Raw genomic sequence first — 12,623 nt, 5'->3', positions numbered from 1 at the left:
TTGACGGGAGTTTTTAACAAATGATGAGGGTATAATCTTAATCTAGTTGGTTATATCGATAAAGTCATGCGCCTGGCAGTTTTACTTGGTACAGCGATCGCCACTACAGTATTTATCGGAGGATATAGTCAAGCTCAAGCTGTGCAGTTGCAAGACGGGACAGTTTATTTTGTGCAACCGCCCCGGCTAGTGGAAGCAGCAACTACCTATAATGAAGTTTATGTTTGGGGTGCGACTTATTATTTCACCGTTAGCGTACCAGAAAATGCCAGCGAACCTTTACAGAAAATTACCATTAATCAGCGTGAGGGAGTGGATAATATTCGCTTTGATTTAGACAGTACCATTGCCTTTGAGGGTACACGCTCACACAGAGGTGAGAGAATTGGCTTAAAAGATGTTACTAGCGATCTCAAAACCAGAACAGTCTCCCTAACTTTTGATCCTCCAGTGTCCCCAGGAAAGACTGTTACCATCGGCTTAAAACCCTGGCAAAATCCCACCTCTGCTGGTGTTTACTTATTTGGTGTGACAGCCTTTCCCCAAGGCGAGAAAACCCACAGTCAATTTTTAGGTTTTGGTAGATTACATTTTTACAACCATCGAAGCAATTATTTTCCGTTCCCCTATGGCTGGTAACAAAAGTATGGTTTAAAACTTAACTGGGAAACTGTATTGTGTTACTTACGTCCCAAGATAAATTAAGAGAAGCAAAACCCAGTCCCCAATACTTCGACAAGCTCAGTACAAGTCCCCAGTCCCCAATCCCCAATCCCCAAACTAGTTTAAAATCTATTATGTTTCGTAACCCACCACAGGAGTTGACCTTTGAATAAAGCTGGATATTCTGGAAAACCCAAAAACTCATTAGGCGAACCCAGTGACGACATTCCAGCAGCTTTACGTGATACTCCTGATGTCGCGCCTAAGTCACAGTTACAACCCTTGGTGTTACTACTAGGAGGAGTAACACTATTTATTCTGCTGGCTATTGTTAGCGGTTTTTTCTTCGCACTCAACACACCGAAAAAAACCGCAGAATCTCAACCATCACCAACTAATTCTCTTCCTACACCCACTGCGACTAATTCCCCAAATAATGTTGATAGCGTATTGGGACATTTAGCATACCCAGAAGCAACTGAATCAGAATTAGTTCCCATCTCCGCCGATGGCAGAATTAGAATGAGAAGCAACGCTGCGGCTAGATATCAAGCAATGGTACAAGCAGCGCGCAGTTCCGGTGTGATTTTAGTACCGATTTCCGGTTTTCGTTCAGTTAAAGAACAAGAACAGTTATTTTTTACCGTTGGCGCGCAACGCAATCAAACCCCAGCACAAAGAGCCGCACTCAGTGCGCCTCCAGGTCACAGTGAACACCACACTGGTTATGCTGTTGATATTGGAGATGGAGCAGCACCAGCCACAAATCTGCTAGCTACCTTTGAAAATACCAGAGCCTTTCAATGGTTGCAAGCTAATGCTGCCCGTTATGGCTTTGAGATGTCATTTCCGCAAAACAACCCCCAAGGGGTGAGTTATGAACCTTGGCACTGGCGTTTTGTAGGCGATCGCGATAGCTTAGAGACATTCTATAAAGCCAGAAACATCAAACCAGCAAAAACATCTCCATAAACGTCAGAATTAAACGCGGATGGACGCAGATAATTTTTTAGGCTAATGACTAATGACTAATGACTATTGACTATTGACTAATCACAGGCTTTTGATACTTACTTGGATACTTGCGGTGGAAATAGTCTTCCATGATTTCTAAGATCATCGGAGCAGCAACGCTACCACCACCACCGCCAGAATGTTCAGCAAAGGCGACAATTAAGATTTCCGGCTTGTCAGCAGGAGCATAAGCACCAAACCAAGCATGATTTTGCTTGACACCCCGCTTCCATGCTTCGGCTGTACCACTTTTTCCAGCGACTGGGGGAACAGTGGTTTTATTCAAAGCTTTTCCTGTACCATCAGAAATCACCTTACGCAGTCCTTCACGCAAAATTTTGAGGGTTGACGGCTTCATGTGGACATCTTCTCGCCAACTTTTGGCTTCTTCATTATCTTTCAGTAAATGTGGTTGGACTCGATAACCACCATTCGCTGGGACAGCAAACATTACAGCCACTTGCAAGGGTGTGCTTAGTAAAGCACCTTGACCAATTGACATATTAATGCTGTCGCCTACAGTCCAAGGTATTTTCCAAGTTTTCTGCTTCCATTCCTCATCAGGGACTAAACCTTTTGATTCTTCTGAAACAAATTCAAAGCCTGTTTTTTGACCAAAACCGTATTTCCGAGTCCATTTAATTAAGGTGGGGCCGCCGACTCCCTTCGCAATTTGATAAAAGAAAGTATCACTACTCCACTGCATTGCTCCCACGAAACCCAAGGGGCCAAAACCTGCATGATTCCACTCACCAAATGTGGTTCCACCAACAGTTAAAGAACCATAGGTTTGCAGCACTGTACTGGGAGAAAATTTCCCTGACTCTAACCCTGCGGTTGTAGTCACAATCTTAAAGGTACTGGCGGGAGGAAAAGCACGTAGGGCGCGATTCAATAGAGGATGTTCTTCCCCTTGTACAAATTCCCAGTCTTTTTGGGTCAGTTTTTGTTTAGAGAAAATATTGGGATCAAAGGTGGGATGAGACACCATTGCTAAGACTGCCCCATTTTTGGGATCAAGTGCCACAATTGAGCCATTACGAGTTCCCAAGGCTTTCTCGGCGGCCAATTGCATATCTAAATCTATGGTCAGGCGGATATCATTACCCGGTTTAGCTTGTTTTTCTCCTAACACCCGTAACGGTCGCCCAGCTCCGTCAACTTCTACCTGCTGACCGCCCCATTCCCCTCTGAGTACAGATTCATAGGCTTTCTCGATGCCCATTTGTCCAATGACATCTCCTAGACGGTAGCCGTCTTTTTTCTTTTCTTGGAGTTGTTCTGCCGTTAATTCCCGTGTATAACCCAAGACATGGGCTAATTCTCGACCGTGGGGATAATAGCGCACTGCTTCTGTATGGATTTCCACATTTTGCAGTTCGTTTTCATACTCTTTAATAGCTGTGATTTGGGCTTCATTGAGATCCCGTGCAATCCGAATTAATGAAGATGAGTTTGCGCCTGCGTCTTGGAGTTTCTTTTCAATTTCATCTTGGGGAATGTCTAAAATTTTAGACAGCCGTGGCCCGACTACAGCCCATGAGGGTTTCGTGTGTGCCATTGGCCACAAATAGATTGAACGGGGATAGCGTGTACTAGCAAGGAGCTTGCCATTACGGTCAAAAATATTACCTCTTTCTGGCTGCTTGGGTATCATCCGAATACGATTAGATTCGGCTCGTTTGCGGTGGGATGCGCCTTCGACAATTTGCAAGTATGCTAAACGTACACCAATCCCGGTCGTCATTAATAGGGTGAAGATAATCAAAACTATAGATTGGTAATTCCGTCCAACTGTGCGCGTATTTTTTTTACCTCCCAGGGGAGTTGGTTGGAATGTAGCCATAGGAAATGTATATGGATGAACTAATTGATTGGGAAGAGGAATATCGTTATTTCCTCAGTTTACCAACTAAGAGTTAAGCTAACGCTTATTGTTGGGAGTGAAAACTGAAAATAACTGTTGTATGACACTCACTCCAGCAATAGGGATGGGTATCCTTGATTTAGAGTTCCCCAAAATGGCTACTTAATATTGAGTGTGTAACAATTGGGAACATTCTTTTTGGCACAGTGGTTTTCGGCGGATACAATAAACCAAAGTGTGATGTTTTTTCTGCTTAATAGACTACATTAATTAGCAAAATTACTGAGAATTGCGGCATTCTACTCAAAACTATGGCTCAAACTGTGACCCAGCACCAGAAAGGAATCGTGGCTTTTCAGCCCCTTGACGTTGAACTACGTAGTGTGTTCAAGTTTTACAACCAAGAACCGGCAGTACATGGAATCGATTTGGATATTAGACAGGGGGAATTTTTTAGCATTTTAGGGCCTTCTGGTTGTGGTAAAACCACTACACTGCGTATGATTGCTGGGTTTGAACGGGTGGATGCGGGTAAGTTATTGATTCAAGGTCAAATAATGACTGATGTCCCGCCTTATCGTCGTCCCGTGAATACAGTGTTTCAAAGCTATGCGTTGTTTAATCACTTAAATGTGTGGAATAACATTGCTTTTGGTTTACGCCTGAAAAAAGAGAAGTTGCGTAAAGCTGAAATTGAAAGCCGTGTCAATGAAGCGTTAAAACTAGTAAAAATGGAAAGTTTGCGATCGCGCTTTCCCAATCAACTTTCTGGTGGTCAACAGCAGAGAGTAGCATTAGCCAGGGCTTTAGTCAATCGCCCGGCTGTGGTGCTACTAGATGAACCGTTAGGGGCGTTAGACTTAAAACTGCGGAAAGAAATGCAGTTTGAGTTATCGAATTTACACAAAGACTTAGGTTTAACATTTATTATGGTGACGCACGACCAAGAAGAGGCGTTATCATTGAGCGATCGCATCGCGGTGATGAATCAAGGTAAAATCGAGCAAATCGGTACACCCAGCGATATTTACGAACGTCCCAAAACATCCTTCGTAGCAGATTTTATTGGCGACACAAATTTATTTAGTGGTGAAATTACCGCCGTGGAAGCTTCAACTGTCACAGTCGTCACCAAAACTGGACTGACAGTTGTCGTGAATCGCACTGAAGACACACCCACAGATTTATTAAACACTGTAGTTGTGAGCGTGCGTCCAGAAAAAATTCAACTTTCCTTATATCAACCAACTCTAGCCCATAACTGTTTTGAAGGTAGGCTAGTCAACATTATGTATTTAGGGACTCACGTTAATTATGTTGTGGAATTAATTAACGGCATTAAAATTAACGTTTTACAACCCAATACCTTTGGTAGTTTACCAGACCGTGACACCCCCATTTACGCTTGGTGGGCAGAAGATGATTGTCTAGCTATTGACTCATAACCAATGACTAAAAGACGCAATTTTATTCAGGGATTAACGGCACTTTCTAGTTTATCTTTAGCTGGTTGCGGCTGGAGGTTGGCAGATGTGCGGGCTAATACTAATTCTGGTCGTACCGACCAATTATATATATATACTTGGACACAATATTCTGATCAGAACTTATTACAAACTTTTAGTACCCAAACTGGGATGAAAGTATTAGTAGACCCTTATGATTCTAATGAATCAATGCTGGCAAAACTGCAAGCTAGTGGTGGTGGTGCGTATAGTCTGATTTATCCATCAGACTATATGGTGCAAAAGATGGTAGATAAAAATTTATTAGTAGAATTAAAACACGATCGCCTGATTGGTTTAGATCATTTATTTCCGCAATTTCAAAACCCCACTTACGACCCAAAAAACCGTTATAGTATTCCCTTTAATTGGGGAACAACTGGATTATTATATAACTCTGAGGTTCTCAAACAAGCCCCCGAAGACTGGGATTATCTCTGGCAGAATAAAGCCATACTCAATAAACGCATGACATTATTAAATGATGTGCGGGAAGTCATGGGTGCAGTATTAAAAATGTTGGGTTACTCTTATAACTCACAAAATGATAATGAAATCAAACAAGCGTATCAAAAATTAACAGAATTAAAACCAGCGATCGCAGCTTTTGACACTGATGCTTGGCAAAATCAGATGTTAGCAGGGGATTTAATTTTAGCCATGTGTTATTCTGCTGATGCTATTAGAGTCAGTAAAGAAAACCCCAAGCTAAAATATGTCATTCCGCGCAGTGGTTCTTCGCTATGGACTGACACAATGGTAATTCCGAAATCAGCACCAAATCAAGATGGTGCTTATGCTTGGATTAACTTTATTTTACAACCAGAAATAGCAGCAACTATCAGTCAAAGATTGAAAATTGCTACACCAAACCGCGCTGGATTTGAACTGTTACCCGAACAAATCAAAAACAACACCAACTTTTTCCCCCCAGATGACTTATTAGCCAAGTGTGAACGTATCAGTCCCTTGGGACAATTTGAGGAAGTCTATGATCGATATTGGACAAAGTTGACGAGTAGTTAGTCAATGGTCAATGGTCAATAGTCAATAGTCATTAGTCAATAGTCAATAGTCATTAGTCAATAGTCAATAGTCATTAGTCAATAGTCATTAGTCATTAGTCAACAGTTTTTCTCCTCCCTTGTCTTCCTTGTCTTCCATGTCTCCCTTGTCCCCAGTCCCCAATCCCCAATCCCCAATCCCCAACCGTGCATACTAAACTTCGTACTCTGGATAACATCGAATTAAATCGCCGCCGATTTGATTGGTTACAACCTTTAACTTTACTTGCGCCGGCTGGTATTTGGTTACTGCTTTTGCTGGTGTTACCTGCATTAATTATTTTTCAATTAAGTTTAGTGCCAGATATTAGACCAGGTGATCTAGTAAATCCTCAAGGTTTTGCTAACTATATTCGGATTTTTGATCCTTTATACTTACAAGTAATTGTGCGATCGCTGGGTTTAGCAGTTAGCACGACAATCATTTGTTTAATTTTGGGTTTTCCTGTTGCTTATTGGATTGCTCAACTTGCACCTCAGAAATGGCGTAATTTATTACTATTAGGTTTTGTTTTACCTTTGTGGACTTCTTCTCTGTTGCGTTCCTATGCTTGGGTAACTATTTTACGTCGCAGTGGTTTATTGAATAATTTACTGGCTAGTTTAGATTTACCAACTCTACAATTACTGAATAGAATACCGGCTGTATTAATTGGGATGAGTTACAGCTTGTTACCTTATATGGTGTTAATTTTATATGCTTCTTTAGAAAAATTAGACAAGCGTTTGTTAGAAGCCGCAGCTGATTTGGGTGCAAATCCTGTACAGGCTTTTTGGAAGGTGACTGTTCCCCAAGTCTTACCAGGAATTGCAGCCGGTTCTTTACTGGTATTTATTACAGGTTTAGGGGATTTTGTTGACCCAGAATTATTGGGTGGTGCTTCTAGTATGACGGCGGCGCGGTTAGTTTACAACCAGTTTCTGGGAGTTACGCAAAACTGGGGTTTTGGTTCAGCTTTGAGTATGACTTTAATTTTAGCTGTGAGTATTGCGATCGCTCTTTTGATTAAGTTTGGTGAAGCTACACCCAAGCATTAAATTTTGTCCCAATAAATCCAATTCCCTACTTTTTGAGGAAGTGGGGGATATTTTTTATCGGTATGATATGAGAGGGATGAGGCTCAACAATTAGATGTTTATAGAGAGAACTTTAGTTATCAAATTAGGACTAAAGTCCTTACTACGAACTCAATCATAGTATTTTCATTTCTGGAAAATCATCATTAAGATGCAGAAATCCCATGAGTAACATAGGAGAATTGTTACTATGTATCAAAAAATTTTGGTAGGCATAGATCAGTCAGAATTCGGTCAAAATGTTTTTGATGAGGCTGTATGTTTAGCGAAAGCAACTAATGCGGAAATGATGTTGCTGCATATTTTATCTCCTTTAGAAGAGCCTTATATTAGTCCGATATTTATGCAGCCTGATGCTATTTATCCCACAGTTCCACCCGCACCAACAGAGACATATATTCGACAGTGGGAAGAACTCAAGCAAGAAAGATTAGAATGGTTGCGATCGCTCACCAATACTGCTATCAATACAGGTGTGAAAACTGGATTTACTCAAAATATGGGTGATCCAGGGCGGATAATTTGTGAAGTAGCGCGCAGTTGGCCTGCTGATTTAATTGTACTTGGTCGTCGCGGTCGTACTGGATTAAGTGAGTTTTTCTTAGGTAGTGTGAGTAATTATGTGCTTCATCATGCACCTTGTTCTGTGATGGTTATTCAAGGGAAATTGTCTGAATCTGGTACAGTGATTGAGAAAACTATTTGATTTTTGCAGTCACAATAATTTATACCAATTTAATATGAAGCTGCATATAATTCGATCCCCTAGCCCCAGGGCTATTTCATTCCCTAAAAGTCCATAATTTACAAGCGTATCAATCAAAAAAATCAGGTAGTTCAACAACTTAATTTCCTGATGAACTAGGCGATGCCTTCGGCAAAGCTTCGCTAACGCACTTAAATTTTCTCCTTGAAACAGTAATTTTTCGATTGCCGACTCACTAAAATTTCTGGCTGATACTCTTGACAAAATCCTAATCTGAGCGAATGAAACAGCCCTACCTTTTTTAAGAGGGATTTAGGGGGATATAAACGATGTGGGACAAGGTTATAAGACTTGTGTGTACACGGTAGACTTAAAAAGGGGGGAACAAGAATCAAAGTCCCCCTTTTTAATGGAGATTTAGGGTGATCTAAACTGATTTAACACATCATCCAGGACTTTTTAAAAATGCTCACTAATTACTATAGAAAAAACTCGTCCCAGTCCCCAGTCCCCAGTCCCCTATTTAGCAATATCTTCAAAATCTGCTACAGCACAAGCAAATTCTCGAAATGCTGTTTTAATCAAATCCTCTTTCATGTTCCGTTCTAAAGCTGTGTCGCGAATTAAGTCGGCTAACTCAACAAATAGCAGAGATATCATAAACCGATCCTGGCGGTCGATTTGCTTCAAGCAAGATAAAATGAACTCATACAACTCTGTTTTTCTGGGTTTAGTTTGTTCATCCCAAATTTGTAAGCCAAGACGAAAAGTTTTTAAACGTATCTCACTAGTAGTGTAAGGCTTATCCTTATAGCGAATTGATACGCGCTGGGGCATTTCCATAAATTAAGTATATAGATTCACTGTAAAGTCAGTATTCACCTCAATTTTGAGCCATCAGGAAAAATATTTGATTTTTAATTAAAGAGAAAAACTAACGTTCAACCTGATTGATTTCAACTGCTCTACCATCTCCTAAATCACCTTGGGCAAATCCAGGATTTTTAGGTAAATTGATGGCAACATTAGATATTTTACTAATTTCTACTTGCAGATTTTGCAACTGACCATCTAATAAATGACCACCAGTTTTTTTATCTTTAGTGATAAAATGAAAGTGATATCCGCTAACATTTACTCCTGCCATATAAGCAGGGAGACGGAAGCCAACTAAAGTTCCGTTAACGTTTTTTAATTCAAAAATAGTTTGGGCTTTGACAGCATTTACTAAAGGGGGATAAGGTGGTTTTTGTTTGGGTACGCTCCGCACTTTTAGATAAGGAAAATTCCCTTGTATTCGCAGCGCGTAAGGATAATTTTTTGTGGTGATTTTTTGGTCTAGAGATTGCTGCATTTGCTGATAAGTCATTTGTCCTGGCAGCCGAATTGTAGTTTGGGGTTTAAAAAAAGTTACCACGGCAAAAGGACTTTTCATCTGATCTGAGACTAGAGAAGCAACACCATTAGATTTGATTTGATAAAATTTACCATCTAAGCCAATCATCTCTCCATCTAAAGCGTTGACTGTTCCCAAGCCAAAATCACCATGTTTTTTTAATTCTTGAAAGTTAGTATCTCCGTCATAAACACCTGCGGCTAAAGCACTAATTGTAGATGTTTGAAATAAAGTATTGGCGGGGGTTGTTGGCTGTGAGTTTCCAGGTAAAACAACACCTACAGTAGTGATAGTTAAACCAGCTATCCAAATATAAGGTTTGAGTTTCATGTAATGAATTTACTTGTGGTGAGAATCACAGAAAATATACAGAATACTGATGATAAATTCAATTACGAATTGTAAATTAGAAATTCTCTAGCCACATCTCTAGCAATATTTTGTCGCATATCCCAAGGGAGGAAAACTTCTACTTTTGGTCGCCATGCACGCAACCGCATAATAACATTGTGATCACCATGTCGATACTGCACACGGTAGTAAGCATCATCAGGGGAACGATGCGCCAGAATTTTTAATAATTGCTCTTGTTGTTCTGGATTGGGTGTATGTTTTTTGATGAGATTTTTAACTTGGGCATAGGCGATCGCTTTAAATGTATCATGGCGAAAGGTGCGGCGAATATAGCGATCGTGATAATCTCGGTCAAAGCGTAGCAACATCAAGCGAGACTGTAAATAAAAATCAAACCCCCAAGCTAAAGACATTTGCATTTCAATTTCATCTGGGGTGGGTAAATTACGCTGGTGGTAGCGTTGAATGAGATTTTTGGGAATGTCGCGATGTGTCCATTCAATGGGGTTGATATTTTCAATTCTATCGAGGCGGAAATTATACCAATCCGTCTTTAAATCAGGACTTTCCCCAAAAGCGCACAGATAAACGGCACGCTGGACATAATAAATACATACTGGGTAAACTGTACAAAGAAAAATGTTTTTTAATCTCGCACTGTTATAAGTTATTTGAATAGGCGGTACTGGTGTTTTTGCCCAGAGTCTTTGTAACTCATGTTGCCAATTTTCTATTTCATCTGTCGCCGTCACCACAAAATCTAACTTAAAGAAAAACCGCCGTACACCACAGATTTCTTGCGAAAGATTTTGTGCGATCGCCACTAAGTCCTCTTGATTGAGAAAATTTAATTCATGGGCGTGTAATTTAGTAGTCGTGGGACGCGCCGGGAAATACTTGATACGGTAATATTTCTGTTGGTGCTTCTCCAACCACCCTAATTCAGCCAAAATATCTAAATCAGCTTGCAGACTGCGACGCGTCACCCCAAACAAGCGTTGTTCTAAAAGTTTCTCTAAATCAGGAACTGGTGTATGTGCTTGTACGGATTCTAACCACTGTGATCGCTCCAGTCCTGTTTTCTGGTTAAACAACCATTCTGCGGTAGTTTTAGCACAGGGACAGCTACGGTTATGCAGTGGCGGCACAGCTTCCCCCTTGGGATGGGTAAGAGTAAAAAAAGTATCACGCCACTGAGCCAAAGAAAAACCATCATCTAATAGAATACGGTCTTGAGAATCACCGTACAAAGAGCGTAACCACACCCACAAACGCAATGCACGCGGTAAATTTTGCTTGAGCGAACCCCGCGCGAGCCATTGTAATAATTCAACTTGTGGGACATCAGTAAAAATTTGTTCAGACACTGTTTTGGGGATTGGGGATTGGGGACTGGGGATTGGGGATTGGGGACTGGGCATGGGGAATTGGGGTAAATATTTCTTCCTTGTCTCCCTTGTCTCCCTTGTGCCCCTGCTCCCCTACCTCCTACAGCATACGACACTCTGGAAGTGGCATCTTCCAGCAGGGTGTATGATGTATCAATCACAGGAAAAAACAACCAAGAAAAAAAGATACATAGTAAAAAGGAAGAGAAAAATCTTAGTTCTTCCCAATCCCAGTCCCCAATCCCCAGTCCCCAATTCAGGAGTAAAACGACATGACTACATACAAAATCGAGTTAAAAGACGGAATTTTACGCATTGGCTTTGGCGAACCTGCTCAAAATGACCAAATAGTCCGCGATGCAGCCGCCAGATTAGAAGAAATGACGACATCAGGAGAATTGGCTGGGGGTCAATTACTGAAAATTAACGGGCCGATATCTATACCTGTAGCGTTTGTGTTAGCACATAAACTGGCTCATATTTACGGTGCGGTGGCTTTTTATGACCCCAAATTAGCAAAGTATGTGGTTTCTATTACCCATAATCCTGCGTATAAATTGGGTGATTTGATTGATTAAAGTTCGGTAATCAAAGGTTTATTTGGTACAAGCCAGAATCAATGCTTTGTCATTAATTACATAATGAGTACCTACTATATCAAGTTACAGGGTGATGTCCTCAAGGTAGGATTTGGTAGTACGCTAGCTACAGGCGATCGCATTGTTCGCGATGTTGCAGCTAAGTTAGATGAGATGATAGCTACAGGAGAATTATCTGGTGGTAGTCTCATCAAAATCAATGGCCGAGTTTCAGTATTAGTTAGTCAGGTTTTAGCAGATAAGTTAGGGAAATTGTATCAGGCGATCGCTCTATTAGATCCCAAAATCGGCGCACCAGGAATAGATAGATATGTCGTCACCATTAGCAGACATCCCCAATATCAAGTCGGGGATATTTTGGATGTGGTGCGAGAGTCGCAGGCGCAAACTAACCTCAAAGTTGTGTTGTGTGGCTTTGCGAATACTGGAAAAACTTGCTTTCGGGAAGGATTAAAACAAGCACTATTGCAGATTCCCGACGCACCAGAATCATACTTTATTTCCGGCTGTCCCGATGGCGATGGTTCATGGTACAGCGAAACCGCCAGACGTGATCCTGATTTAGCCGCCGAGTTGAAAGCACGATACAAAGCCGGATTTAGTCCAGAGTTCGCCAAACTTAAAGCGCAGGAAGTTCGAGGTGTGAATACTCCCATTTTCGTCTTTGATATTGGGGGAAGAATCTCCGACGCGAACCGCTTGATTATGAAAGAGGCTACTCATGCGGTGATTTTAGTCAAAGATGAGGCGGAGATTGAGCCTTGGGCGAAGTTTTGTGACGAGTTGAAGTTAGAAGTTATTGCGATCGTTTTTAGCGATTATTTTGGGAATAATGACGTTATTAAGTCGGAATTACCGATTTTATGCGGTACAGTTCATAGATTACAACGAGGTGAGGATGTGTCTCAGCGTCCAATTATCCAGGCTTTAGCGCGGTTGTTGGTGGGTTTGAGTAGTGATTCAGTTTGAAAGTTTCAGGGAGATCAAGTG

General features: G+C 41.2%; 13 protein-coding genes. 9 read left to right on the top strand and 4 right to left on the bottom strand.

Features of this window, described 5'->3' with window-relative positions:
• The first annotated feature begins 66 nt into the window (after positions 1–66).
• From ACQFX9_RS22235 to ACQFX9_RS22225, 3 genes are read left to right on the top strand one after another with little or no spacing between them, the layout of a single operon-like run.
• Entirely contained in the window at positions 67–639 is a 573-nt protein-coding gene (locus ACQFX9_RS22235) for a DUF2808 domain-containing protein (protein ID WP_427158559.1), read from the top strand.
• Between the two features lie 38 nt (positions 640–677).
• A complete protein-coding gene (locus ACQFX9_RS22230) occupies positions 678–836 on the top strand; it encodes a hypothetical protein (RefSeq protein WP_427158557.1) in 159 nt (52 codons plus the stop codon).
• The gene (locus ACQFX9_RS22225; RefSeq protein WP_427158555.1) at positions 829–1,635 is read left to right on the top strand and encodes a M15 family metallopeptidase; all 807 of its coding nucleotides are present in this window, start codon (positions 829–831) and stop codon (positions 1,633–1,635) included. Before ACQFX9_RS22230 ends, ACQFX9_RS22225 begins: the two co-directional genes overlap by 8 nt.
• 70 nt (positions 1,636–1,705) lie before the next feature.
• Here ACQFX9_RS22225 and mrdA read toward each other — a convergent pair whose 3' ends face one another.
• Positions 1,706–3,523: a penicillin-binding protein 2 gene (mrdA, locus tag ACQFX9_RS22220; protein WP_427158553.1), complete on the bottom strand. Its 1,818-nt coding sequence runs from the start codon at positions 3,521–3,523 to the stop codon at positions 1,706–1,708.
• Between the two features lie 332 nt (positions 3,524–3,855).
• Here mrdA and ACQFX9_RS22215 point away from each other — a divergent pair, with 332 nt between their 5' ends.
• The 4 genes from ACQFX9_RS22215 (at position 3,856) to ACQFX9_RS22200 (ending at position 7,896) form a co-directional block, all read left to right on the top strand.
• Positions 3,856–4,989 (top strand): ABC transporter ATP-binding protein, encoded by a 1,134-nt coding sequence (locus tag ACQFX9_RS22215; RefSeq protein WP_427158552.1) that lies wholly within the window; start codon positions 3,856–3,858, stop codon positions 4,987–4,989.
• A 3-nt stretch (positions 4,990–4,992) separates the two neighbouring features.
• The gene (locus ACQFX9_RS22210) at positions 4,993–6,075 is read left to right on the top strand and encodes a polyamine ABC transporter substrate-binding protein (RefSeq protein ID WP_427158550.1); all 1,083 of its coding nucleotides are present in this window, start codon (positions 4,993–4,995) and stop codon (positions 6,073–6,075) included.
• A gap of 185 nt (positions 6,076–6,260) precedes the next feature.
• Positions 6,261–7,151, top strand: a complete 891-nt coding sequence (locus tag ACQFX9_RS22205; RefSeq protein WP_427158548.1) for an ABC transporter permease — start codon at positions 6,261–6,263, stop codon at positions 7,149–7,151.
• A 229-nt stretch (positions 7,152–7,380) separates the two neighbouring features.
• Positions 7,381–7,896 (top strand): universal stress protein, encoded by a 516-nt coding sequence (locus ACQFX9_RS22200; RefSeq protein WP_427158546.1) that lies wholly within the window; start codon positions 7,381–7,383, stop codon positions 7,894–7,896.
• Between the two features lie 519 nt (positions 7,897–8,415).
• Here ACQFX9_RS22200 and ACQFX9_RS22195 read toward each other — a convergent pair.
• The 3 genes from ACQFX9_RS22195 to ACQFX9_RS22185 all read right to left on the bottom strand — a co-directional run bounded on the left by ACQFX9_RS22195 (position 8,416) and on the right by ACQFX9_RS22185 (position 11,013).
• Positions 8,416–8,739, bottom strand: a complete 324-nt coding sequence (locus tag ACQFX9_RS22195; protein WP_236142342.1) for a hypothetical protein — start codon at positions 8,737–8,739, stop codon at positions 8,416–8,418.
• Positions 8,740–8,830: 91 nt separating this feature from the next.
• A complete protein-coding gene (gene budA / locus ACQFX9_RS22190) occupies positions 8,831–9,622 on the bottom strand; it encodes an acetolactate decarboxylase (protein WP_427158544.1) in 792 nt (263 codons plus the stop codon).
• Between the two features lie 62 nt (positions 9,623–9,684).
• The gene (locus ACQFX9_RS22185; RefSeq protein ID WP_427158542.1) at positions 9,685–11,013 is read right to left on the bottom strand and encodes a TIGR03985 family CRISPR-associated protein; all 1,329 of its coding nucleotides are present in this window, start codon (positions 11,011–11,013) and stop codon (positions 9,685–9,687) included.
• Positions 11,014–11,306: 293 nt separating this feature from the next.
• Here ACQFX9_RS22185 and ACQFX9_RS22180 point away from each other — a divergent pair, with 293 nt between their 5' ends.
• Both ACQFX9_RS22180 and ACQFX9_RS22175 read left to right on the top strand, forming a co-directional pair.
• Positions 11,307–11,612, top strand: coding sequence for a CRISPR-associated protein Csx3 (locus tag ACQFX9_RS22180; protein WP_427158540.1), 306 nt, complete (start codon positions 11,307–11,309; stop codon positions 11,610–11,612).
• Between the two features lie 63 nt (positions 11,613–11,675).
• Positions 11,676–12,602 (top strand): CRISPR-associated protein Csx3, encoded by a 927-nt coding sequence (locus ACQFX9_RS22175; protein ID WP_427158538.1) that lies wholly within the window; start codon positions 11,676–11,678, stop codon positions 12,600–12,602.
• The last annotated feature ends 21 nt before the right edge of the window (positions 12,603–12,623 follow it).

This window comes from Aliinostoc sp. HNIBRCY26 (assembly GCF_050235535.1).
In the GTDB taxonomy this organism is placed as follows: Bacteria; Cyanobacteriota; Cyanobacteriia; order Cyanobacteriales; family Nostocaceae; genus Trichormus.
The sequence above is the reverse complement of the archived record's forward strand: the minus strand, read 5'-3'. Positions and strand labels throughout refer to the sequence as shown.